Genomic DNA, 25,216 nt, shown 5'->3' with positions numbered 1-25,216 from the left:
AGGATGCAATTGAAAAAATGGTATGGAGCGGCTGGGATTTGTATAAATGATCAAGGCAAAATTCTTATGGTAAAACAAGGGTTGCCTGAAGAAGGAAAACGATGGTCTATCCCTTCAGGTGAGAAGGAAAAAAACGAAACTTTTGAAGCATGCTGCATGCGAGAAATCAGTGAAGAAACCGGCTATGATGTGCAAATCGTTAAGGCCTTGTTTATCAAAGAATCTGTCGAACAAGGTATAGAGGTAAAAGTTCATTATTTTGAGGTAGAGGTAATTGGCGGTATGCCTGTGATTCAGGATCCGGATCATTTAATTTATGAAATTGGATGGAAATCAACCAATGAAATAAAGCAGTTGTCACTTTCATTTGAAGGGGACAGAGCATTTTTATTGAACTTTATCCATAAAAAAATGAAAGGAGTTCAACGATGATACATACAATGAAATTATATGAGCAACCTTTTCAATCCATCAAATCAGGAAAAAAAACAGTTGAAGTACGTCTGAATGATGAAAAAAGAAGAAAGATAAGCTGTGGTGATATGATTGAATTCATAAAAATGCCGGATAAAACAGAGACCCTAAGGACCAAAGTGTTAGAACTAAAAAGATATGATTCATTTCAAGATATGTATGAAACGATTCCAGCTGACGACTTAGATGCTACAGGACAGTCAATAGATAAGATGTTGAAAGATACTTATCAAATCTATTCATCGGAGCAAGAAGAGCGGTGGGGAACATTGGCCATTACAATCAGACTGTTAGTATAAATCTGTAATGATTAATCATGCCTGCTAAGGGAAGGGGGATCCAATATGACCAGTATCATAAAGCATATTTTGCGTAATATCGTGGAGAAAAAGCTAAGAACCATAATTGTTATATTGACGATCTTACTTGCCACGGCAATTATCTTTATCGGAATTAGTCTGAATAAAATCATAAATGATACATATCAAACGATGGTACAAGGAGCCTACGGGAATTCGAATATCGTGATTACCAAGGATTCAGACGATAATAGCCCTTTTTATGCGTCTTCGGATTTAGATACGAAAAGCCTTGAGATGCAGTCACAGAACGATATGGTTATGACGACGGGCAAAAGCCATATGGACGGTAAAAGTGTCAAAGTTTCTTTAATAGGTATGAATTATGAACGGGCCCTACAGATGGCATTAATCGCTCCAATAAAATCTGAAAATAATTTTACATTAGACAGAAACAGCGCAATCATTAGTCAAAAGGCAGCTACAGATTATGGGTTAGATATAGGTGATTCGGTAAAAGTTGCAGTAGATGAGCAGTCATATCATTTTAAAGTAGGCGCTATCAGTGAAACAAATGGAATCTATTACTCGGAAATAGATCAACTGCTTTTAGTTACAGCGCCGGAACAAGTGAATGAGATGTATGGAACAGAAAATCAATTTACTAGCACACTGCTAAGGGTACCGGATGAACGAGTTGACCAGACAATCGACGAGTTAGCCAGTGACAACAAGGATTTTTCCATACAAAAGTCAGATACAATGAATTCAAACGATAGAGACGAAGAAACATTTGAAATAGCAATGATGGCAGCTATCATAATTATTGTGTTGATCAGTGCTTATGTTATATTGTCGTTATCTAAAATCATTGTTTCCGAACGAATGCCGATAGTAGGTACATTCCGGAGCATTGGAACGAGTAAACGCATGATGAATGGTTTGCTTGGAATGGAATTTTTAGTATATGGCATGATTGGAACGGTCTTGGGCATTGCCATTTCTTTCGCTCTGCTCCAGCCCATTGCTGATGTTTTTAACGAATATAAGGAATTTGGATTGGAGACAGTGGTAAGCTATTCTCCTGTTTATGTAGGAATAGCGGTCGCATTCGGAATGTTTTTTCCGGTATGTGTTGGCATGATACATATCGTAAGTATGAATAGAAAACCGTTAAAAGAAATTATTTTAAATACAACGCAAACCGCACAAAAACGATCTAAGATGTCATCTTTCTTGGGGCTCGTTTTATTGATAGGTGCCTTTATTTTGTACTATATCAACACAATGGACCAATTATTATATGGTGCTTTATCTGTTTTGTTTTTTATTATATCATTGATTTTATTGGTTCCAGCTTTACTAAATCTGGTCGCGAAAGGGCTCAGTAAGTTATTTGAACGATCAACAAATGGTGAAATGTTGCTGGGGATAAAAAATATCGGTAACAACAAGATTGTTTCAAATAATTGCAGTATGATGATTATTGTTCTGATTTTATTAATGATTGTTGGAACGACAACGAAAGGGTTAAATGATTATATAAGTGACGCAATCAAAAAGGATTATGATATTGGCATCAATAACTTAAACGAGGACCCTTCCTTTTATACAGACGTTAAGCAGGTAGATGGGGTGTCTGATTATCGCCTAGATTACATCGACATTGCAAAGTTCCATCCCAAAGGTGACATGGAACAATTTAGTGTGCTAGGCATCGAGGATTTTGAAGCATTTGATAAACATACTTCGGGGATAACTTTTATTGATGATGCTAAATCAGAAATAGAAAGTTATCCTGATGGCATTCTTATTGATGCATACCAGGCAAAGCGATATACAGTAGGAATTGGGGATACAATCCAGTTACAGAAGGTTGACACAAAAGATAAAAACATAAATAAAGAAGATCTGAATGTTGTTGTTGCTGGATTCATCGACAGTTATGGAAACGGTCCAGGCAGAACAACCGCTTTACTGAACCTAAATTACTTCAAGGATCATTTTGCTGGTACTTACAATCAAATTGGTGTAAAAGTGCAGCCTGGGTACAATGTTGAAAGTGTGAAAAAAGAACTATCGGAATTATTAATGGATTCAGATGCTATAGTTACAACCTTTGACGAAAAGCTCGCGAGTCAAAAGGCAACCATTGATACATTGATTAGTGGCATCACCCTGATTATCTTAATGGGAATGATCATCGGGTTACTGGGCATTACCAATAATCTGATTGTTTCTTTTTTACAAAGGAAAAAGGAGTATGCTGTGCTTTATTCTGTTTGTATGAGTAGAGGCCAGGTCGTTAAAATGCAACTTTATGAGATGATGACAACCTTTATTGCAGTAGCTGTAATCGGATTTATTGGTGGGTTATTCATGAATATTGTCCTGGGAAAATTACTCTATGCGATTGAATTACGGGTAGAACTGAGCTTTAATTTTGCCTTATACGGTATTTTATGTGGCATTATCTTTGTCATACTGACCTTGTCTTCTTTCGCTACAGTAAGAAAAGTCCTGAAAATGAATATGCTCAAAGAACTGAGATATGAGTAACCATAAAGGGGAAGGTGTTTAGACATGCCGGATATTATTGAAACCGATAAACTATATAAAAGTTATTCCGTTGGCAACCGGGAAGTTCCGGTGCTGAAAGGTATCTCAATTACAGTGAGAAATGGTGAGTTTGTTGCGATTATGGGGCCGTCCGGCTGTGGGAAGAGTTCTTTGCTTTATTTATTGGGTGGTCTGGATGCCCCAACAGCTGGCAGTGTATTTTTTGACCAAAGTAATATTAACAAAATGAACGATAAATCAAAAAGTGTGATGAGGCGCCGGAACATGGGGTTTGTTTTCCAATTTTATAATCTCGTTCAAAATCTTACAGTGGTCGAAAATATATTATTGCCCATTACCATGGATGGAAAAAAGAAGAAGGATTATGAGCAAACTTTGGATAACATCCTGGAGATTGTTGGTTTAACAGAACGGAAAAACTTCACACCACGTGAATTATCTGGGGGACAACAACAAAGAGTTGCCATTGCGAGAGCATTGATTGCAAGCCCAAAGCTAATACTGGCGGATGAACCAATTGGAAATTTAGACAGCCAATCAGGAACTGAAATCATGGAGCTCTTTCGTAAAATCAATCAGGAAAAAGGAATCACGATTGTGCAAGTTACTCATTCACAGGAAGCTGCGGCATACAGTAATCGGATTATTCATATGAGGGATGGGATGATCGAGAAGGATTCGGCGGAGGATTTTGCAGCAATAGAAAATTTAAAGAAGTAATTCTTTAATAAATTATGGGAAAGAACAAATGAATTGAGGAGAATTTACCAAATATGAATAAGTGTAATTTATTGATAAAGCTTATTCTCACTACCTTAGGTTGATATAAATTTTTAACAATTTTAGTAATAATAGTGTTTGGATTATGATTTTTGTTGGTTTCGTTATTATCTATATATTTTCTGATCTTGTTTTCACTTTTGGAAAAAGGCGATAAAAACTATAATAACTAAATTCAACATAAATCAATCGAAAATACGAATCTACTTCTAGGTTCCAAATCATTTATTCCAATTACTTTAAGAAAGATGACAAGGGAAAAAGTCAATCACCATTAACAGGCAAGTAAGTTGGTTTAGACAGGAGAGAATAGTTTGAGCAATAATTTGATTATAAAACAATTACAATCTGATCAGGAGCTTTTTGAAGCATTTTCAGTAATGAAGCAATTGCGAACCCACTTAAATAAAAATGAATATCTAGAACTAGTGAAAGAAGCTAAAGAAGTAGATATGTATAGAATGATTGCATTATACCACGGTGAAAAGGTAGTGGCAGTTGCCGGATATAAACCGATGATAACACTCTATTATGGGCGCTTTGTCTGGGTTTGTGATTTGGTTACGGACGAATTGGAGCGTTCAAAAGGTTATGGTGAAAAACTGCTGACTTACATACATAATTGGGCTGAAGAACATGATTATAAAAGTGTTGCTTTGTCATCTGGACTTCAGCGCATAGATGCACATCGATTTTATGAAGAAAAAATGGATTACAGTAAAGTTAGTTTTGTGTTTAAAAAAGATATCCAGTAATCTTGAAATAGTAGAACACTGGAATATGCGCGTGTATAAAACCTTTTCGAAATAACATATAAGTTTTCGATATCAATACCTGGTACAATTCCTTAAAAGAATTGTACCTTTTTTAAAGGATTTTGCGGAGGTACGTCGAAATATATATTTAGAGAAACGTATTCTATCATCCCCAAAATTCCATCGTTTGATAACGATATCCCTACGCACAACTTCCTGTAAACAGGACTTTTTCCTCTTATAAATAGCTGCTGTCTCTTTTATAATTACTATATTCATAATAATCACAAATCATCTAGATCTTATTTTTACTAGGAATTTATATCTTTTTAATTATCTAAAAAATCTGGGGAGGATGCACTTTATGAACACGGCAATGTTTGGCAAATTTGCGGGGATAATGACGGTACTTGTAATGATAATTTCTTTTATCTTTGTTCCCGTTGCATTTGCTGCAGATGATGCGGACACAGAAGACTTTACACTTTCCATCATGCATATGAATGACACACATGCGCATGTAGAGCCCATGACAAGAATGGTAACTGCAATTAACGAGGTGCGTGAGGTGAAGCCGGATGCGCTCCTGTTTCATGCGGGCGATGTCTTTTCGGGAACAATGTATTTTAATGCGTTCAACGGGCAGGCTGACCTGGCAATGATGAATCTGATGAATTTTGATGCAATGGTGTTTGGTAACCATGAATTTGATCTTGGTGATCGGGAAGATGGCCACAAATCACTATCTGAATTTGTAAAGAAAGCTCATTTTCCTTTTGTTAGTTCCAATATAGATTTTTCTGGAGACGCGTTTATGAAAGATTTGGTTCGTGATGAAACATTAGTTGATGAACCAGACAACGGAGAAATTTATAGCAGCATTATAAAAGAAGTTGATGGAGAGCAAATAGGAATATTTGGGTTGACGACAGAAGATACAAAAGATATTGCCAGCCCTGTAAATGTTACATTTAGTGATTATAAAAATGCTGCAGAAGAAGCTGTACAGGAATTCGAAGATGAAGGTATTAACAAAATTATAGCACTTACACATATCGGTTATGACAGTAACCCTGTGGTGGGAAATGATTTATTACTGGCAGAGGTAGATGGTATTGATGTAATTGTTGGCGGGCATTCTCATACACAGCTGGATGAACCTGTTGTTGTGGATAGGGATGAAAAAGGCGAAGTAAAGGATCCAACAGTCATTGTGCAAGCGTTTCAATATGCCGAGTACCTTGGAACTTTGGATGTCAACTTTGATGAAGATGGTGTTGTAGTTGATCATACTGGGGAGTTACTGGAAGTAGCTGATAAAGAAGCAGATCCTGAAGCGGTTGAAGTATTACAACCGTATGCTGATGAAGTGGATGAAATTATGACAGAGGAGACAGGTGCTGAAGCGTTGAAAGACCTGCCTAATCCACGTCAAGACAACCCGGGTGAGGATAGTGTCAGGGCAACGGAAACGGCGCTTGGTAATTTGGTAACAGACGCGATGCTAGCAAAAGCAAAGGAAAAGTTTAGTGATACTGAAATTGCTTTGCAAAACGGCGGAGGTATTCGTGAAGCAATCCTTAAAGGGCCGATTACAGTTGGCGAAGTGATTAGTGTACTGCCATTTGGCAACAATCCTGTAATCGTGGATTTGACAGGTGCTGAGCTAAAACAAGCCTTGGAACACAGTGTAAGTCAAGAACCAGCGGAGAGTGGCGGATTCTTGCATGTAGCTGGGATGAGATATACGTATGATAGCACAAAAGAGGTTGGCTCCAGAATCAAATCCATGGAAATGAAACAAGGTGATGACTACCAGCCAATCGATGAGGGGAAGACCTATTTAATTACAACGAATGGTTTTACCGCTCAGGGCGGCGATGGATTTGATGTATTTGCCAAGGCCTATGCGGATGGTCGTGTAAAGGATATCGGTGAAATTGACTGGGAGCAACTGCGGGATTATATGGTTGAGGATTTGAATGGGCAAGTAGATCCTGAAATAGAAGACCGTATTACCGATCTTAAAGGTGAAACGCCTATAAAAGAAGATGGCAATCCAAATGGTTCAGAATTGCCAAAGACAGCTACGAATATGTTTTCACTCATTTTGATTGGAAGTATTCTGGTTGTTGCTGGTGGGACCGTATTGTTCTTGAGGAAAAAGAAGGTAAGATAGCCACTTAATAGAGGGGGAGAAATGAATGAAGCGACAGAAGCTAAGCAGGAATTCCAGTATTGTTTTGATCTTCTTTTTATTGTTAAGTCTGTTGACACCGATGTCAGAAAGTATTGTAAGTGCTGCAGAAGACATTATCTCAGTGGACGATGCTATTGCTAAAGATAATGATGGAGATACTGATACGGTAGAAGGGTATATTGTTGGATATGTTATCAGTCAAAAAAATGTATCTAGAACAGATTTCAATAGTGATACTAATTTTGCTATGGCGAATGATCCAGAAGAAACCGATATAGACAAAATGGTTTTTGTTCAAGTACCTGGCAGTTTTCGTGATGGCTTTGGATTAAAATCAAACCCTGATAATCTGGATAACGCGGTGCAAGTGACAGGTGATTTAGAAAAATACTTTGGTGGAAATGGATTAAAAGATACGACGGCAATTGTCTTTACCTCTGATGACAATGAAACGGAAGACCCGTTGGAACTGATGACCATTGCTGAAGCACGTGTACAGGGAACTGGTGCAGCAATGGTGAAAGGAACGGTCACCGCGAGGCTGAAAAATACGATCCATATTCAAGATAAAAGTGGGGCAATTGCTGTACGACCAACTTCTCTTGATGCGCAAGTAGGGGACGAAATAACGGTAAGTGGAAATTTACAAGATTATCATGGCTTGTTACAACTGAATGCTGCGGAATTGGAAGAAAAAGAAGCGGGAGTTGGCGTCCCGGATCCCGTTGAATTGACTGGTGAGGCAGTCAATCAGGAGGAAAATGAATCCAAGCTCGTTACTGTGAAAGATGTAACGATAGAGGGTACACAGAATGGGGAGGGTTGGACAAATTATGTAGTTACAGATGGAACTGAATTTTTAATACGGGATGAAAACAATTCTCTAGATCTCTCGGAAGGAAACTATGCATCTATCACAGGAATTATTCAACAGTTCGATGACGACTATCAAATGATTCCAAGGGATAAATCAGATGTCGTTGAAGACACATCGGTGGTACAACCGGTTTCCGCATCACCAAATGAAGGGACAATTGCCTCAGGAACGGAAGTAGAGTTGACTACAACGACTGTAGATGCCGAAATAATATATACAACCGATGGCTCGGAACCAACAGAAGAAAATGGGCAAGTATATGAAAAACCAATTGTTGTTGATGAAGACCTAACAGTGAAAGCAGTAGCGAAGCAAGAAGGGCTTAATCCAAGTAAAGTAAGTACATTTATATACAAAGTATATGATGCTGAGGCGGGAATTCAAATTCATGATATTCAGGGTGAAGGTCATGAATCACCGATGATTGATAGTGTGGTCAATGATGTCGAAGGGATTGTCACCTATCAGTATGATATTAGAGGATCGAACTATTTTCACATACAAAGCTCTGAAGATAAGTATGACGGTGATCCTAAAACATCGGAAGGAATTGTCATTTATACGGGAAAGGCTGAAGATGTGGCAATTGGGGATAGGATTAGTGTGACTGGTATGGTGGATGAATATTACATTGATGGCTACGACGAAAAGGCGGAAACAGATTTACCTGTAACGCAAATCAATGCGCGTGATGATCAAGGGGGAAGCATTGAAGTGTTAGAAAGTGATGTGGCATTGCCAGAACCGATCAAGATTACCTCTTCAGATATTCCATCAGAAGTAATTGGTGAGAATGGCTTTGATGATTTTGAACCGGAAAATTATGCGATTGACTTTTGGGAAAGTATGGAAGGCATGCGTGTTGAAGTTGCGCCATCAAAAGCGGTAGCCCCTCAAGAACATGGGGACCTGGTCGTCGCAACAGAAGAATTTGAAACAGATACGATAAATGGCGGTATTCGTTTGCGGGAGAAAGGGCCAAATGCACAGTCGATTCAATTCAAGCTATATCCAAACGATGAAGCAAGGGATTTCGCTGTGAAAACGGGCGATATGTTTACGGAATCGATGACGGGCGTTGTAAATTATGGGTTTTCAAACTACAAAGTTTACGCTGATTTGGATGAGGTCGAAGATGTATTTGTGGAAGGTGATACGGAACCGGCACCAACCGATATTGCAAAGGACGAGGATAAATTAACCGTTGCGTCCTATAATGTGGAGAACTTTTCTGCGAATACAAGTGCTGGTGAAACACCAGATGATAAGGCGAAAAATATTGCTCGGGCATTTGTTCAAGATATGGAAAGCCCCGACATTGTTGGAATCATTGAAGTTCAGGACAATAATGGCCAGGAAGAGGGACCGGAAGATGCCGATGCATCTGAAAGCTATGAAAGATTGATCGATGTAATAGAAGAGGCGAATGGTCCTCGGTATGCGTATGTTAATATTGATCCAAACTACAATGAAGACGGCGGTGCACCACACGGAAATATCCGTGTAGGTTTTCTGTATAATCCTGCACGAGTTTCCCTTGCAGAAGCGAAAGATGGTGCAGCGGATGAAGCAGTTGGCTATGAAAATGGTAGTCTGACATTGAATCCAGGTCGTATAGCTCCGTTAGATGAATGGTTTGAAGGTACACGAAAACCGCTGGCAACACAATTTGAATTTAAAGGCGATAGTGTTGTGGTTGTCGCAAATCATTTGAATTCAAAATTGGGCGATGACCCTGTGTTTGGAAAAAATCAGCCGCCAGAATTAGCCAGTGAGGCTCAACGGATGGAGTTAGCTCGGATTTTGAATGGTTTTGTTCAAGATGTTCAGGCAGATAATCCAGATGAAAACATTATCGTTCTCGGTGATATGAACGATTTTGAGTTTTCGAATCCACTTGCAGCACTAAAAGGAAATGAATTAACAGATATGATTGAAAACGTCCCTGAGGAAAAACGTTATTCGTACGTCTATCAAGGCAACTCACAAGTTATTGATCATGTGCTTGTATCGGATAATTTAGTAGAAGATGCAGACATCGATATACTTCATATCAATGCAGATTTCACTGAAATGCATGGACGCGCAAGTGATCATGAGCCTGTATTAACGCAATTGGATTTAGCGGGGGGAGAAAATGCAGATAAAGAAGTGGGAGAAAAGCCTAGCAAACCTGAAGAGCCAGGTAGTGGAAAAGATGACGTAGATAAAATAATTCCAGTTCAAAACGATGACAATGATAATACCGATAACGGCATAGTAGGTAATCAAGATGCTATTGGTGGATCTAAGTTACCGATTACTGCGACAAACATGTATTTATCGATCTTAATTGGTAGTGTTTTACTCATAGCTGGTGGAACAATTTTGATTATCCGGAAAAGGAAACTATTATAGCATGATCTCAAAAACCCGTAGCAGATACTATTTTCTGCTACGGGTTTTGTTTTTATTGGAAATGATAAACATGCCGTTTAGACAGGTCGATATTTTCTATTAGAAGCGTTCAGCGTATCATACTGAATATGCGATTTTTTTGAGCGTGAGGCAGGATATTGTTGTCTTTTCTAGAATAAGTAAGTAGGGTGAACAAAATTGTATTTAGATTATGTGCGTGTAATTGGGGGATTTGTATGAAAAAATGGTCCATCGTCATTTTATTTAGTATATTTTTCATTGGGGCCTTCCTTTGGGGTGGCTATCAATGGCTTAATAATGAAAAGGGGACAATGGATATAACATCGAAAGCGGGTAAGGCTGGGGATGAGGAAAGACAGGAGTTGGAGGAACAAAGAACTGAAATAGAAGGAACAATTACAGAAGAAGACTTAGCTGAATTTAAAGAACAAGGTCTTAATCCATTTGGGGAGCATACGAAGATGGATGGTTTAACAGATGCAATGTATCAGGAATATATCCATGGAATGTCCCATCAAAAAGTAGAAGCTAATAAAAAATGGGGGTTTTATGAAATTCATCCAGACCGGATCGAGTGGTTATTGGATGGCTTGGATCAAGTAAATGTGGAACATGAAGATGCTTATAGGTCTATTTTAGAGAAGTGGAAGGATGGTAATTTTGCTGATGCTGATGTCGATCACAATGTGATTTGGGATCTGCAAGGTGGAACGGTGGGCAAGGCAACCGGTATCTTAAGCCAGGAAGAAGAACAGGATTACGTTGAAAAAAATGCAGACTAACATATGAAAGTTGAGAGGGTGCACCTATGAAATATATGGAATTAGGTAAAAGTGGTTTAGAAGTATCGAATATTGCTTTAGGTTGTATGCGAATAAGTGATTTAGAAGAGAAAGATGCGGCTAAAGTGATTAACAATGCGATAGAAGCCGGAATTAACTTCTTTGATCATGCAGATATCTATGGCGGAGGAAAATCAGAAGAAGTATTCGCCAATGCGATTGGGATGAACCCTTCTGTTCGGGAAACAATGTATTTACAAACAAAAGCGGGAATAAGAGAAGGATTCTTTGACTTCTCCAAAGAACATATTATCGAAGCGGTTGATGGAAGTCTAAGGCGTTTAAAAACGGATTATGTCGATGTACTGTTGCTTCATCGACCAGATACACTAGTTGAACCCGAAGAAGTAGCAGAGACTTTCAACATCTTAAAGAAAAGCGGTAAAGTAAATCATTTTGGAGTAAGTAATCAAAACCCGATGCAAATAGAGCTGTTAAAAAAATATGTTGAACAGGACTTAATCGTTAACCAATTGCAATACGGTGTCATGCATACTGGAATGATTGATAAAGGATTGCAGGTGAATATGAAATGGGATGGTTCCATTGATCGGGACGGCAGCATTCTGGATTATAGTCGTTTGAACGATATGACCATTCAGGCATGGTCACCATTTCAATATGGTTTATTTGAAGGTGTATTCATCGATAATGATAAATTTCCAGAAGTTAATACGAAGTTACAGGAAATTGCAGAGACAAAAGGCGTAAACAAATCTGCAATTGCAGTTGCCTGGATTTTGCGTCATCCAGCCAAAATCCAAACCATTATAGGAACGATGAATCTAGAACGGTTAACAAATATTGCAAAGGCCTCTGATATTGAAATAAGTAGAGAAGAATGGTACGAGATTTATCGCGCGGCTGGGAATGAATTGCCATAATGCTGTATCCTGTTTAAAGCACATCCTTACTATAAACGGTAACTTAGCCGCAGATCCTGAACAAGGAGGAAATAATGATGCAGCGTATAATTAGAAGGTTAATCATCTCAGTTTTCATTTATCCTTTGATTAGAAAACTGATTAGAAAAAGAAGTCGTCCCAAGAAATACGATGATGGTCAAATATAAAGTAAGGTGAATGGTAAAAAAGCGAAACGAATGGCAAAACCCGCTTAGCTTTTATTATTAGGTTGATTCATAAATTGAATAGATGAAAATAGAGGCGAAATAATGGAGCTTTTTACTGAAAACATGACCGAAAAGTATACGAAGGAAATACTGAACTGGAAGTACGCTAAACCATATGACTTTTATAATAATGCGTTATCAAATAATGCTGTCAAGGAAATGCTTGAAAATACATACTATGTCTTAGTTGATCAGCAAGGTATCTTGATCGGTTTCTATTGTGTAGGAGTTGCAGCGCAAGTACCTGCCGGTAATCAGTGTGGTGTGTATCAAGAAGAACAGATAGATATTGGTTTTGGAATGAAGCCAGGGCTTACAGGAAAAGGCAACGGTTCAGCATTTTTATCATACATCTTATCCTCGATCCATGAAGGTTTTCCAGGTACCGATATACGCCTTTCCGTAGCAACATTCAATAAAAGAGCGATACACTTATACGGGAAGTTTGGATTTGTTAAAGCAAAGGAATTTCAAACAGAGAATACTAACTTTATCACGATGGTAAAACAGAGAATGGGTTTGCAAGAAAAAAGTGAGGTGTAAAAAACTATAGAAGAATGGAGGAGAAGGTGGGATTCGAACCCACGCGACGTTTGACCGCCCTAATGCATTTCGAGTGCATCCCCTTCAGCCGGACTTGGGTACTTCTCCATGGAATAGTTCGGGTGAGATGATTTGAACCGTCGTCCCTTATCCCATATCAGGCAAGGACCTTGGTAGTACTTATATGTTAAAAGCTGGTTATCAATCATTTTGGCTTATTGGCTATTTCCAATGAAGCATATTACTTTTTCAGTATAAAATAGTGTTAGAAAGAAGTAAAGGATAAGGTTTATTATACAGGATTCGGGCATTTGTCCCGAGTCCTGTTTTTATTTGAGTCTCATAAATAAATTCCTTTCTTCAATCTGCTAAATTGCGTCTTTTTGATGCATCAACAAGATTAATTATTTTATTTTTGAAAAACACTTAAAAATAGTACAAAAGACCCGATAAAGTAAAGGGATTCATGTAGAAGTAGGGATGGAGCAAAAGCTAAATCAACATCAATAAAAATAGCAAAGAGGTGGAATAAATGAATAAAACAAAAAATATCAAAGGCTTTAGCTGGATTCGCAATAGCATTTCAACAAAAGTATCTCTGGTATTGATGCTAACGATTGTTATTATACTTTCTATAACAGGTTCGGTGATATACTCGTATACCAAATCGTTATTGGTTCGAAGTGCAGAAATAGAGCTTTCAACAAAAAGTGACGCGATAGCAGGTCAAGTGGATAGTTTATTTGCTGAGAAGGGTGCACTTGTTAGGCAATTTGCAACAAATCAAGAGGTTGCTAATTTATTGGATACGGCCAAGTCGAGAAGTGAAGTAGAGAAAAACCCCCATTATGAAGGAATAATGAAGACACTCGATAAAATTATCGAAATGGACGATGGTATTGCTATGGCTTGGATTGCTAGCAACAAAGCGAATTTTTTGATTGGAAATGACAACTTATTATCGGACAAAAACTTTGATATTACGAGTCGACCCTGGTATCAACCAGCTTTAGATAAGGATGATATTTACTTCACAGAGCCATATATGGATGAAGTATTTGGAAAAGTTATTTTGAGTGTCATGAAACAAATTCAAGTGGATGGTCAACCAGTCGGCTTTGTAGCAATAGATTTATTTCTAGATGAATTACCACAACTGATGCAATCTTATGAACTGGGCGACGATGGCTATTCATTCTTGCTTTCTGACGATGGAACAATTCTTTATCATCCAAATGACGCGCTTATCCTTGAAACAAAACTTCAGTCCATGTCAGGTGACCTTGGTAACATTGGTGAGAAAATGATCAAAGGCGACAAAGGACTAAGTCTAAGTCAGGTTAATGATCGCGAAGAATATATCGGTTATTCGCCGGTTCCGACGACAGGTTGGTCCGTTGCAACTTCTATTCCACAGAAAGAGGCTTTAGCTAGTCTGGGTTCCTATACGAATACGATGATATTACTGTTTGGGTTAGCTGGTTTAATTCTTAGTGTTTTAGTATTCTTTCTTTTAAAATATATGTTAAAAACAATTTCTGCTATTACAATTCGAATGAAACAACTTGCTGCAGGTGACTTAAGTCAAGATGATTTACAGACAAAATCAAGTGATGAAATCGGTCAATTAGTTTTATCTACAAACCAAATGAATCAAAAAGTACGAGGGTTACTAAATAAAATTAATACTGTTTCAGAAACAGTTAACAGTCAAAGTGAAGGGTTAACGCAATCTGCCAGTGAGGTCAAAACCGGTTCGGAACAAATCGCATCAACCATGCAAGAATTGGCAATGGGATCCGAATCGCAAGCAAACCAGACGAGTGAACTATCAAATGTAATGGGGTTATTCACGAATAAGGTTCAAGAAGCAGATGAAAAAGGGGGAGACATTACACGTTCATCTAGTGCTGTTCTTGAAATGACAAATAAGGGAAGTAAGTTTATGGAATCTTCCGCGGGAGAAATGGCTAAGATTAATGGGGTTTTCCGTGAAACCGTAGAAAAAGTAGAAGGGTTAAATGAACATTCTAATAAAATATCGAATTTAGTTTCAATCATAAATGATATCGCTGAGCAAACAAATTTATTAGCATTAAATGCAGCAATTGAAGCTGCTCGTGCTGGGGAACATGGTCGGGGATTCGCTGTTGTTGCTGATGAAGTAAGAAAGTTGGCAGAACAGGTATCTGACTCAGTAACAGATATCACGGGCATTGTTAAAGATATTCAGCATGAAACAAGTCATGTAACAGAAACACTACAAGAAGGTTATAAAGAGGTTGAAGATGGAACGAATCAAATAAAAATGACTGGACTCACGTTTGGTGAAATACAACAGGCTATTGGTCAAATGGTTAATAACATACGTGGTGTCGCCGGAAATTTAGCTGATATAGCCGCTGGTACACAGGAAATGAATGGTTCAATTCAAGAAATTGCAGCTATTTCGGAAGAGGCTGCTGCAGGTATTGAACAGGTATCTGCTTCATCGCAAGAAACATCAGGCTCAATGGAAGAAGTCGCAAGTAGTTCAGACGACCTTGCCAAATTAGCCGAAGAATTGAACGAATTAATTCATCAGTTTAAACTTTAATAAAAAATATTAACTGTAAAATAAACAGAAACGCTCTATTCCTTTTATGTCAAGGCTTAGAGCGTTTCTGTTTTAATGCTAGTGAGAGGATTTGAACCCCCGGCCCTTCATTACGAGTGAATTAGTGTATTATTAATCTCAAGACAAAACGATTAATCTAGCCACATCTGACCCCATTTCAAAACCAATAATCGGGAAACGACAAAGTGATCGGCGAAAGATATTCATCTTCCAACTCTGTCTGTTATTGTAGAATCCAATTTATCAGTAGCTACTTCATCTGCCTGTAGAAGAGCATGGGCATAGGTGTTCATCGTGATTTGTATGTCAACGTATCATAATCGTTCAGAATTTTTTTGGCATGAACCATGAACCCCTTCATTTATAAGCAACGTTGCGGATGTGTGTCTATGTGCATGTATATTGATGTATTCTAGTTTATGGGATAATAAATCTTTTCCATCAGTGTTGTATGGAGGTGGGATTATAAGGTTTTCCATTTTCGTGAACTAACAGGAGGCAATGTACGCCATCCTTCCAAACCATCATTTCATATAATACTCATTTATAAATTACTTTATAGTTGTGCAAAACTTTCTTATTTAAACAATGAAAAAAATCCTTTTTTCTTCTTTTTAGAAAGTGGTTGTCCTAACGATTTTTTCTTAATGTATTTCTTAGGGTTACTTAAAGCTGTTCCTCCACCCTTACCATATCCAGGAACAACGGATTTTTTTACTTTTCTTTTTACACTAGATTTAGCTTTTGAAAGAGGGGACCTTGGTTTTTTGATTTTCAATTTTAACACCTACTTTTTTATTTTTTCTAAATCTATTTATTAGAGGGTGTACCATTAAATGCACACCAATTTTCAATTTATTATTTGTCTGATGTTTCCACGATTCTTTCAAATGTTTCCGGATTATCAGAGCCGTTAGAATCTATTAATTGAACTGGTTCACCGGCATATTTGATTTGGAACCCTACTACTGCATCTACAGTTGCCCCGCTCTTAACGTTAGTATCTCCCATTTCAACAAGATCTGCTTTATAGTCGTCCGGATATTGTCCATTCGCTCCATCAAGCAATTCTATCGTTGTGTCGGTTTCTTGATTCGCCCTTGATGCTAATGCCATCCAAAGACTCGTTGACTTATCACTATTGTTCGTAAATTCTATTTCTAAAGCAAGAACTTGTTTGTCGTCGTATTTTCTAGTAATTTTCTCTGCTTATTTTATTAAAGATTCATAATCATTCATCTCTAATTCGGTATCACTTAATTTAGGTTCTTCTTTTTCATCTTTAGTTTCACTGCTGTTATCTTTTGTAGCACCATCGACTTCCTCAATATCATCACCACATGCCGCTAAACCTACAGTAAGTAACACTAATAATAATAGATAAGATAATCTCTTAAATATAATTAAACCTCCTCAAGGTAGTTAAAAGTTCTATAATAATTCCTGTTTCTTTTTATCATATTCATCTTGTGTAATTGCTTCTGCATCGAGAAGCTTCTTATATTTCATGAGTTTATCTGCTGCATTTAGGCCCATGTCATCCTCTTCAATCTGTATGTTTGCTATTCTAAAATCATTTACGGCATGGAAATGACCCTTTAACTGTTTAACTTGTACGGTAAATTTTTGTTCAGTTTCGAAATCCATAAAATCCATAAAAAATAAAGAGTCATCCTTTTTCTTACCACCAATAGCAGCGCCGGCTATAGCTCCAAGCCCACCCGTCAATACGCCACCAACGATAGCACCTGCAGCAGCTTTACCTGCACTTCTTGTGTGTTTCTCTTCCTTATGTGATCCTAAGAAATAGTATAGTTTACCTTTAACTTTCACTACCCCTTCACCGTTTTCTTTTTCTTGAGATATCATTTTGTACATATTTGCTGACGACTTTTTGAAGAGGTTCTTTCCTCCAACAACCTCAAAAGCGGTTTGTTTCTTGATTGAATCTTTCCAAAAAACCATATTAAGATCACTTCTTAATCTAAAATCGAAGATAGTAAAATAGTACTAGATGGTACATATAATTAAAACGACATGATGATCGTTGCATTAAAGTTTTTTCAAATGACTAACTTCTTTCGGCACATCGTAAATATTCGCGATTTAATTGATTGATAGAGATAATGATCGGATGGATAAAGTTTTTTAGATGTAGCCAATTCCATTGATTCAAATCTAAGTGTTAAGTTGCTTGGAAAATTATAAAAGAGGATGAGCAATGGTTCTAAATAAGTAGGCGCCCATTTCGGTGCTTTTTTAATATTTAAAATATAAAAAACAAAAACAAAAACAAAACCAAGATTCTTTAAGAAGAACCTCGGATAATATTCGCTGGGGGGGCTCGACCCCCCGCCATTCTGTTTGCGAAACAGACGCTCTATCCAACTGAGCTATAACGTTATAAAAATAGTACCGAATAAATCCGGATAATTACATAATACATTATTTTAATACTTTGTAAACACTTATATCTATAACAATGATATCGAAGAGAAATGAAATAAGAAACGAATATGCTGTTTCAATACGAGATGATTTAACTGTTGAAGAAATCAAATAAATATTAAGTGTAAAATAATAGGCAACCATTGCGGCGTTTTTTTATTTAGAAAATGATACCCCTTTGTTGTATATTGAAATTGAGGGGGAGGATGGAATTTATGAGTAAAGATAGCAAGGATATCATTTTGGCCGTACTTAAATACTCAAACGATTCTTTGGATGATGAAATAATAGACTTTAGCAAAGTCAATGAAGACTCCTTAAACGTTTCATATTCAAGGTATTGTAGAGTGTTAATGATGATGGTAGACGAAGGATTAATATCTGGTTTAGCACCCATTACTTTTGTAGATCGTTTTTATACAGAGTATAAACCAACAGATCCGAGCATCACATTGAAAGGAATTGATTATTTAGAAAGAAATAAAATTTCTACGAAGGCATATGCAATACTGAAAGAAATAAGAGAATGGGTACCTGGTTTATAGCATCCTAAACAGGTGCTTTTTTATACCTGAAAAACAATTGGAGGTGGAGTTGAATGTAAATGGTGAACTAGGAGAATATCAGAAATGAATGGGAAACATCTAAGATTACGTTAAAAGATTTAGCTGAAAAATATGATTTGAAGCTAGGCACACTGAAAAGTGGAAAGGGATGCAACAAAAAAGGATGCAATTAATTCTGAAAAGGTTGCAACCCTAATTCCAAGAACCACTCTACCAAACGGAACAGTATAGCTAAAAAACATGGATTGAGAGCAAAGTATTTCACTGAAACACAAAGAGAAATCATGGAGGACTTCGAAGACTTCTTCATTGCTAATCACCTATGGATGCAAATTGAAATAAAATTATCTGCAATCATATAACTTCAAAAGGTGATGTGGGTTGAAAGTTTTTATGATACGTTGAGTGAAGTAGCTTCGGAATCTAGCGGTATGGAAGGTTCTTCTACAAGTTATAAGGTTGCTTATGCATACGAACAATTTGAATCGCACATAAAAGCACAATCTAGAGATGGCTGAATATAGGAATTTAGGCGAAGCAGTTCAGAGATATGGCTCATGAAGAGGATTATCGATTATTAGAACTCAAACGAATCAGAAAAACAATCGATAAAACAGAGAGAGAAACTGATTATGTCAATGAGAAATTGAAGTTAATGAAGATAAAGACATTTCATTTTATATGCAGTAAAGAATTAATTATCAATGGAAATGATATACAATCGATTATAATTATGTAACAATATAAAACAACAAAAACCATTAAACTTAAGGGTTTCGCCGTCAAAATGTCGGCATAAAGGGGTTTTTTATCATAAAAAGCGACCCTTGAAATGTTCAAGAATCGCTTTATATTAACGTTTATAATTGATGCTGGTGAGAAGATTTGAACCCCCTACCCTTCATTCCGAGAGAAGTGCACTGCCAACTGTGCTACACCAGCAAATATTATAAAAGTGTTACACTAAAAATAATAATCCTTTTTGACGATTTTCTGAAGTATTTTGGGTTGAAAAATAATATGATTTTTAGACAATATAAAGGAATTGGAGCGATAAGCGTGATAACCATTCAAAAAGCAAATGAGGAACATATTGATGGCATCGCTAAAGTGTGTATTGATGCTTACTGGGCGACATATAGCGAGCTTCTTTCCAGTGAATATATTAATAGAATGATTCGTGAGTTTTATACATATGACCGGATTTTAAAAGAAATAACGATTACCAATAGACAGTGGAATGGTTGGATCGTTGCGGTAGATGATGGCATGGTCGTTGGCGCTGGCGGGGGAGGAATGATCAGTGAAAATCATGGGGAGCTATTTGTGTTATACCTGGATCCAAACAGAAGAAAAGAAGGTCTGGGTTCCATGTTATTAGACGCTGTGACAAAGGAATTGAAAGAGTATGGTGCCAAGGAGCAATGGGTGTCTGTAACCAAGCATAATGATAAAGGCATTCCTTTTTATGAGGCAAAAGGTTTTTTTTGTGTACATGAACAACTTGAATATGGTGTTGTAGAAGGGGAGGATTACATGGCGTTGAGATATCATCGAATGATTTAAATCTTATTGGAAACAAGAAAAAGCGCACATGGATTATTATGATTTAAACTTTATGTGCGCATATGAATTTAAATTTCATGGCGTAAATAAATTTTAAAGTCGTTCCAGAAATTCAATCCGATTATCAAAGGGATCATTGGCATAAAATCGTTTGGCTCCCTCTAATGGTTCATCTTCAATAACCAGGACATTATTTTTCTGCAGTTTTTCACGAAGTGTATGGATGTTGCTTACTTCAAAAGCAGGGTGGGCCTTTTTTGCCGGGGAAAAATCAAGTTGGATGCCAATGTGTAATTGCTGTTTCCCTAATTCAAACCAAACACCGCCCCTTTTGGCTAAATTATCAGGCTTAGGGATTTCTGTTAATCCAAGTACTTTACCATAAAAATTTCTTGCTTCTGGCTCACTACCTTTAGGTGCTGCTAATTGCACATGATCGATTCCCACAAATTCACTATTCATATTACCTAATCCCCTGTCATTATTATTTTTTACGAGCTACCCAAACTGTCCAGCGGTCTTTTTCAATGATTTCACCAGTCTTTGGAAGTCGTTGATCAACAAATGCTGCAAGCTGGGAAAGCTGCTGCGTTGTTAATTCGTGAAGGATAGAGCGCCCGGTTCTCTCCTTTATGTCTGCGATTAATTCCTTTTTAGTTGTATATTTCTGTCTGATTTCCCATCGTTTTATTTCCTCAATATTCGTAAAACCTGCACTGTTTAACGCTTGAATAACTTCTATGCTGGAATGCCGTCTTTGTCGTTCTATTTCTTTCAAATGGGGAAACAGCTCAAAGAAATAGCCTCTAATATGGCTGCTGGTTCCTTCCAGCAAGCAATCTTCTGGCGTTCGATCCTGGATGTAAATGGTTCCATCTTGTTTTAGCAGTCGAGATGCTTCCGAAAAGCATGATGACAGATCGTTTAAATGATGAATGATTGCACGTTCGAATACGAAATCATACGATTGGTCAGGTAATCCAGTGTGATGAGCATTGCCCATCACGAAATCTATCTGACTATAATCCACACAGTTTGTTTTCGCTGCTTCAACCATTACTTTTGAAAAGTCCACACCAGTTACAGCAGGAATTCCGGCTTCAAATAACGCTTTGGAATAAATACCACCACCACAACCAATATCCACCGCGTGTTGAATATCATCATTCAGTAATCCTGCGAAAAATTCCTTCCAACCCCTGTCCGCTTCTCGTGTTGAATAGGTCAGTTTATTTTTCGGGTCATGAAAATTAATAGGCATTGATTTCAACTCCTTATCCAACATGTTTTCAGTTTATCTTATTATTGAATAAAAATAAAATACTGAATGATTATACAATCTAATAACGAACCATTATACTTAGGTAATCGAGGGCTGGTAGCTGTAGGTAAGGATAGTTTGTTTCCAGTCTTGAATTGTTACTTTATGTAATTGTATTACTTTACATTATTTTTCATTTTGCTTTATACTTAACAAATCGGTTGTAAAAGTATAATTGTAATGATATGGAGGGAAATAGTTAATGAAAATTGTAGCAATGGTTGGTAGTGTACGTAAGGATTCTTATAACAAAAAATTGGCTAACTTTATGCAGGACAGGTATAAAGAAACGGTGGAGATTGAGCAATTGCCAATCGATCAGCTTCCTTTTTTTAACGAGGATGAAGAGTTTAGTCCACCTGCAATTGTCAAAGAAGTAAAAGAAAAAATACTTAACAGTGACGGCGTTTTATTTGTGACACCTGAATATAACCATTCCGTTCCAGGGGTACTAAAAAATGCAATTGATTGGCTTTCAAGAGTGGATAAGGTCATGGTGAAGAAACCAATTATGATTGTTGGAGCTTCCAAGAGCTTATTAGGAACAGCACGTGCGCAAATGCATCTACGTCAGATCCTTAACTCTCCGGGATTATCAGCACTTACATTGCCTGGAAATGAAGTGTTTGTTGGTGTTTCACATGACAAAATAGATGAGAATGGTGTCTTAACGGATGAACCAACGATTCAATTTATCGATACGGTTATAGATAATTTTATTAACTGGATTGAAAATACGAAAACATTTAAATAGAACTTACAATCAAAGGGACTTTCAACTATTGGGTTGAAGGTCTTTTATTTTTGCTTTATTTTATTGCAGTTTGGCGGGCAGTAAAACCTCCAGTAATGAAGTTTCACTTTATAGTTCAAAGATGATAGCTCCATGTTCATAAAGATAGGATATAAGACACAGTTCATTTTATTTTGTATGACTATATAAGGAGTCTGGATAACAATGCGTTAAAAATATAGAGATAAAAAAGCTATTTGTTCACTGTTTTAGAGTATGAAAAATAGCGACTAGGCTTATTGATTCATTTTTTTGTTTAATAGAGAAATATAGTAAAAAAATTCATTATATCAAAAATACAGAAATGGCTTATGCGCAACCTTTAAGATCTGTCTGCTATTTTTTAGATAGACTTTTATCCTAGTAAATAGATTTTAATAAATGGTGCTTAACTATCAATTTGAAAAAACATCCATTATACCTACAAAATCTGACAACTATTTTACTTGCATTCTATTATAGTGGTAATAACAGTTTAATCTTACAGAAAACCACAGGCATTTGGCGCCAATCTATTTTTATAATAAAGGCGAAAGAATGCCATTTTTTTACAGAAAAAAAGTAAATTGAAAGGAGGATAAATGTCATTTGGTTTCATTTTCGGTATTAACATGACGAATTTATATGTATTTAGTAATTTATACAAAATGGAATCGGGGAGGAAATAAAGATGGGGATAAAGAAAAGATTAGGTTTAGGTATGGCATCAGCGGCGTTAGGTATAGCATTAATCGGTGGTGGGACTTATGCATATTTCAGTGATCAAGAAGTGACAAATAATGCATTTGCTGCTGGAACATTGGATTTATCAGCTAACCCGACTGCCCTTATTGATATCGATGGGCTTAAGCCGGGTGATACTATGCTACGTGAATTTGTTTTATCTAATGACGGAAGTTTGAAAATAGAAAATGTGAATTTGGAAACAAAGTATACTGTGACAGATTTGAATGGTGATAATAATGATGATTTTGGCAAACATATAAAAGTTAATTTCCTATGGAATTGGGATCAAGAAAGTGAGCCCATTTTTGAAACTACTTTATATGAGCTGCAAAAAATGGATCCAGATGTTGTAAAACGTGATATTTGGGATCCATTATGGGAGCAAAAGGGCGGTCTTGAGTCTGGTGAAAACCATGAGTTTTGGGTGGAATTCGAATTCACTGATAATGGAGAAGAACAAAATATGTATCAAGGAGATAGCCTTGGATTAGAATGGACATTTAATGCAACCCAATCAGCTGGTGAAAATCGTTAGGTGTCTATAAAAATAAGGAATTAAAATGGGAGGATGATATCATTGAAAGTTAATAAGGGATTGTTTTCTTCTAGTATGGCCTTGGTTGTTGCATTAGGATTGCTGACCCATGGTACTGCTGTGAACGCTGAGGAAAACAAGATTGAATATAATGAGGCGTACGATACCCCTTCCTACATGATTGGAAATTGGAAGGCGCCTAAAGGATTGAATAAAAGAGAAATCGTACTTGCTTATATGGATAACAATAGTAAGAAGTTTAAGATACAGGGAGATGATTCCAAGGTAAACTTTGAAATTATTGATGAAACAGCAGACAAGGAAACAGGAACCCATCATTTTAAACTTGTTCAAAAGTATAAAGGGATACCAATTTATGGGTCTGATCAGACAATATCATTAAGTAATGATGACCATGTTATTTCCTACTTTGGACAGGTAGTTTCAAATTTAGATCATAAAAACATAAATGTAACTGCTTCCATTTCGCAGGATGAAGCAGTAAAAGTTTTTAAAAATAATCTTGAAAAAGTAATTGGTAAGGTAGATCAGTATGATGGAGAAATTAATGCTGAACCATATATCTATGAAAATAATAATGCATTTTATTCAACCTATCTTGTAACAGCTTCTACGACAAATCCTAAAGTTGGTTACTGGCATTATTTCATTGACGCAACTAATGGAAATGTAGTTGATAAGTTTAATGCTGCAGATGAGGTAACGGCATTTGGTGAGGGTGTATTTGGGGAAAAGAGAAAATTGGAAGCGCAGCTATTTGGTGGAATGTTTAGGCTTCTTGATGAAACACGGGGGCAAAATATCGTCACCTATGATGCAACAAGCAATGTAAATGTTGATGTAACGAGCATAAATAAAATGTTCAAAGATGGATCAGCTGTTGATGCACATGTAAATGCTGCTAAGACGTATGATTATTTTAAAGATACATTTGGACGTGATTCTGTTGATGACAATGGTCAAAAATTAGTTTCTGCGGTACATGTTGGTGATAATTGGAACAATGCATCCTGGAATGGTCAACAAATGTCATACGGTGATGGGGATGGAATAAGATTTCATCCGCTTGCTGCAGGTTTAGATGTCGGGGCACATGAAATGTCTCATGGAGTAGTCCAGCATACAGCGGGTTTAATATATCGAAATGAATCTGGTGCATTAAATGAATCCTATGCAGATATATTTGGAGCAATGGTTGATAGGGATGACTGGCTAATTGGAGAAAATATCATGGCAGATGGTTCCATTGCATTACGTTCCATGGAAGATCCATCCGTTATTGTAGATGAAAGAACGGATAGCGGTTATTCTCCAGATCACTGGAGCGAAAGATATATTGGGAATTTAGATAATGGCGGCGTTCATATCAATAGTAGTATCAATAACAAGGCTGCATATCTAATGGCTGAGGGTGGAGAACATTACGGGGTAACGGTAAAAGGTGTCGGGCGTGAGGCAACAGAACAAATCTATTATCGCGCACTTTCACTTTATTTAACAAGTAGTTCCGACTTTAGCATGATGAGACAAGCAGCAATTCAAGCGGCAGTAGACTTATATGGAACTGATTCTGACCAGGTAAAAGCGGTAGAACAAGCGTATCATGCGGTTGGTGTGAATTAATTGATATAATCTAGTTATCTATTTAAATGATAGATAGCTAGATTTTCTTTTAGTGAGGAGAATAGTAAAGTTTCTAAAATATAATAAATAAATATTTTAT

Annotated in this window: 23 protein-coding genes and 3 tRNA genes; 17 read left to right on the top strand and 9 right to left on the bottom strand. The window is 36.9% G+C overall.

Annotated features, from left to right (window positions below; all coding sequences use genetic code 11):
- The first annotated feature begins 9 nt into the window (after nt 1–9).
- The 10 genes from JOC34_RS13410 (at nt 10) to JOC34_RS13365 (ending at nt 12,900) form a co-directional block, all read left to right on the top strand.
- Nucleotides 10–432, top strand: coding sequence for an NUDIX hydrolase (locus tag JOC34_RS13410; RefSeq protein WP_205137283.1), 423 nt, complete (start codon nt 10–12; stop codon nt 430–432).
- A complete protein-coding gene (locus JOC34_RS13405) occupies nt 429–773 on the top strand; it encodes an ASCH domain-containing protein (RefSeq protein WP_205137282.1) in 345 nt (114 codons plus the stop codon). The genes JOC34_RS13410 and JOC34_RS13405 overlap by 4 nt, the downstream gene beginning before the upstream one ends.
- A 45-nt stretch (nt 774–818) precedes the next feature.
- The gene (locus JOC34_RS13400; protein WP_205137281.1) at nt 819–3,332 is read left to right on the top strand and encodes an FtsX-like permease family protein; all 2,514 of its coding nucleotides are present in this window, start codon (nt 819–821) and stop codon (nt 3,330–3,332) included.
- Nucleotides 3,333–3,356: 24 nt separating this feature from the next.
- A complete protein-coding gene (locus JOC34_RS13395) occupies nt 3,357–4,073 on the top strand; it encodes an ABC transporter ATP-binding protein (RefSeq protein ID WP_205137280.1) in 717 nt (238 codons plus the stop codon).
- Nucleotides 4,074–4,513: 440 nt separating this feature from the next.
- A complete protein-coding gene (locus JOC34_RS13390) occupies nt 4,514–4,888 on the top strand; it encodes a GNAT family N-acetyltransferase (RefSeq protein WP_205137407.1) in 375 nt (124 codons plus the stop codon).
- A gap of 364 nt (nt 4,889–5,252) precedes the next feature.
- A complete protein-coding gene (locus JOC34_RS13385) occupies nt 5,253–7,067 on the top strand; it encodes a 5'-nucleotidase C-terminal domain-containing protein (protein ID WP_205137279.1) in 1,815 nt (604 codons plus the stop codon).
- A 25-nt stretch (nt 7,068–7,092) separates the two neighbouring features.
- Nucleotides 7,093–10,362, top strand: coding sequence for a DUF6359 domain-containing protein (locus JOC34_RS13380; RefSeq protein WP_205137278.1), 3,270 nt, complete (start codon nt 7,093–7,095; stop codon nt 10,360–10,362).
- Between the two features lie 236 nt (nt 10,363–10,598).
- Nucleotides 10,599–11,165 (top strand): DUF6241 domain-containing protein, encoded by a 567-nt coding sequence (locus tag JOC34_RS13375; RefSeq protein WP_205137277.1) that lies wholly within the window; start codon nt 10,599–10,601, stop codon nt 11,163–11,165.
- Nucleotides 11,166–11,191: 26 nt separating this feature from the next.
- Nucleotides 11,192–12,109: an aldo/keto reductase gene (locus JOC34_RS13370; RefSeq protein ID WP_205137276.1), complete on the top strand. Its 918-nt coding sequence runs from the start codon at nt 11,192–11,194 to the stop codon at nt 12,107–12,109.
- A gap of 290 nt (nt 12,110–12,399) precedes the next feature.
- A complete protein-coding gene (locus JOC34_RS13365) occupies nt 12,400–12,900 on the top strand; it encodes a GNAT family N-acetyltransferase (protein ID WP_205137275.1) in 501 nt (166 codons plus the stop codon).
- A gap of 15 nt (nt 12,901–12,915) precedes the next feature.
- Here JOC34_RS13365 and JOC34_RS13360 read toward each other — a convergent pair.
- Nucleotides 12,916–13,008: transfer RNA gene (locus tag JOC34_RS13360), tRNA-Ser, on the bottom strand.
- A 424-nt stretch (nt 13,009–13,432) separates the two neighbouring features.
- Between JOC34_RS13360 and JOC34_RS21805 the strand changes: the two genes are divergently transcribed.
- The gene (locus tag JOC34_RS21805; protein ID WP_239544377.1) at nt 13,433–15,496 is read left to right on the top strand and encodes a methyl-accepting chemotaxis protein; all 2,064 of its coding nucleotides are present in this window, start codon (nt 13,433–13,435) and stop codon (nt 15,494–15,496) included.
- A gap of 598 nt (nt 15,497–16,094) precedes the next feature.
- On the opposite strand, the gene JOC34_RS13350 is transcribed toward JOC34_RS21805, so the two are convergent.
- The 5 genes from JOC34_RS13350 to JOC34_RS13330 all read right to left on the bottom strand — a co-directional run bounded on the left by JOC34_RS13350 (nt 16,095) and on the right by JOC34_RS13330 (nt 17,920).
- A complete protein-coding gene (locus JOC34_RS13350) occupies nt 16,095–16,295 on the bottom strand; it encodes a hypothetical protein (RefSeq protein ID WP_205137274.1) in 201 nt (66 codons plus the stop codon).
- Between the two features lie 80 nt (nt 16,296–16,375).
- Nucleotides 16,376–16,717, bottom strand: coding sequence for a DUF5067 domain-containing protein (locus tag JOC34_RS13345; protein WP_205137405.1), 342 nt, complete (start codon nt 16,715–16,717; stop codon nt 16,376–16,378).
- Between the two features lie 9 nt (nt 16,718–16,726).
- Nucleotides 16,727–16,885 (bottom strand): hypothetical protein, encoded by a 159-nt coding sequence (locus tag JOC34_RS13340; RefSeq protein WP_205137273.1) that lies wholly within the window; start codon nt 16,883–16,885, stop codon nt 16,727–16,729.
- A gap of 63 nt (nt 16,886–16,948) precedes the next feature.
- Nucleotides 16,949–17,482, bottom strand: coding sequence for an SHOCT domain-containing protein (locus JOC34_RS22250; protein ID WP_239544375.1), 534 nt, complete (start codon nt 17,480–17,482; stop codon nt 16,949–16,951).
- 367 nt (nt 17,483–17,849) lie between these two features.
- Nucleotides 17,850–17,920: transfer RNA gene (locus JOC34_RS13330), tRNA-Ala, on the bottom strand.
- A gap of 260 nt (nt 17,921–18,180) precedes the next feature.
- On the opposite strand from JOC34_RS13330, the gene JOC34_RS13325 reads away from it, so the two are divergent.
- Together JOC34_RS13325 and JOC34_RS13320 are read left to right on the top strand one after the other, a co-directional pair.
- Nucleotides 18,181–18,510 (top strand): YjcQ family protein, encoded by a 330-nt coding sequence (locus tag JOC34_RS13325; protein WP_205137272.1) that lies wholly within the window; start codon nt 18,181–18,183, stop codon nt 18,508–18,510.
- Nucleotides 18,511–19,081: 571 nt separating this feature from the next.
- Nucleotides 19,082–19,270 carry a hypothetical protein gene (locus tag JOC34_RS13320; RefSeq protein WP_205137271.1) on the top strand — a complete coding sequence of 63 codons (189 nt, stop codon included), beginning with the start codon at nt 19,082–19,084 and terminating at the stop codon, nt 19,268–19,270.
- Nucleotides 19,271–19,401: 131 nt separating this feature from the next.
- Here the strand turns inward: JOC34_RS13320 and JOC34_RS13315 are convergent.
- Nucleotides 19,402–19,473, bottom strand: a tRNA-Pro gene (locus tag JOC34_RS13315).
- A 78-nt stretch (nt 19,474–19,551) separates the two neighbouring features.
- Between JOC34_RS13315 and JOC34_RS13310 the strand changes: the two genes are divergently transcribed.
- Nucleotides 19,552–20,097: a GNAT family N-acetyltransferase gene (locus JOC34_RS13310; protein WP_239544373.1), complete on the top strand. Its 546-nt coding sequence runs from the start codon at nt 19,552–19,554 to the stop codon at nt 20,095–20,097.
- A 93-nt stretch (nt 20,098–20,190) separates the two neighbouring features.
- On the opposite strand, the gene JOC34_RS13305 is transcribed toward JOC34_RS13310, so the two are convergent.
- Nucleotides 20,191–20,559 carry a VOC family protein gene (locus JOC34_RS13305; protein WP_205137270.1) on the bottom strand — a complete coding sequence of 123 codons (369 nt, stop codon included), beginning with the start codon at nt 20,557–20,559 and terminating at the stop codon, nt 20,191–20,193.
- Nucleotides 20,560–20,581: 22 nt separating this feature from the next.
- On the bottom strand, nt 20,582–21,358 hold the full coding sequence (locus tag JOC34_RS13300; protein WP_205137269.1) for a class I SAM-dependent methyltransferase: 777 nt from the start codon (nt 21,356–21,358) through the stop codon (nt 20,582–20,584).
- Nucleotides 21,359–21,620: 262 nt separating this feature from the next.
- Between JOC34_RS13300 and JOC34_RS13295 the strand changes: the two genes are divergently transcribed.
- From JOC34_RS13295 to JOC34_RS13285, 3 genes are all read left to right on the top strand, one after another.
- A complete protein-coding gene (locus JOC34_RS13295; RefSeq protein ID WP_205137268.1) occupies nt 21,621–22,172 on the top strand; it encodes an NADPH-dependent FMN reductase in 552 nt (183 codons plus the stop codon).
- Nucleotides 22,173–22,881: 709 nt separating this feature from the next.
- Nucleotides 22,882–23,472 carry a CalY family protein gene (locus JOC34_RS13290; protein ID WP_205137267.1) on the top strand — a complete coding sequence of 197 codons (591 nt, stop codon included), beginning with the start codon at nt 22,882–22,884 and terminating at the stop codon, nt 23,470–23,472.
- Between the two features lie 75 nt (nt 23,473–23,547).
- Nucleotides 23,548–25,116, top strand: coding sequence for a M4 family metallopeptidase (locus JOC34_RS13285; protein WP_338062678.1), 1,569 nt, complete (start codon nt 23,548–23,550; stop codon nt 25,114–25,116).
- Nucleotides 25,117–25,216 lie beyond the last annotated feature (100 nt).

Source organism: Virgibacillus halotolerans, assembly GCF_016908515.1.
In the GTDB taxonomy this organism is placed as follows: Bacteria; Bacillota; Bacilli; order Bacillales; family Amphibacillaceae; genus Virgibacillus_M; species Virgibacillus_M halotolerans.
The sequence above is the reverse complement of the archived record's forward strand: the minus strand, read 5'-3'. Positions and strand labels throughout refer to the sequence as shown.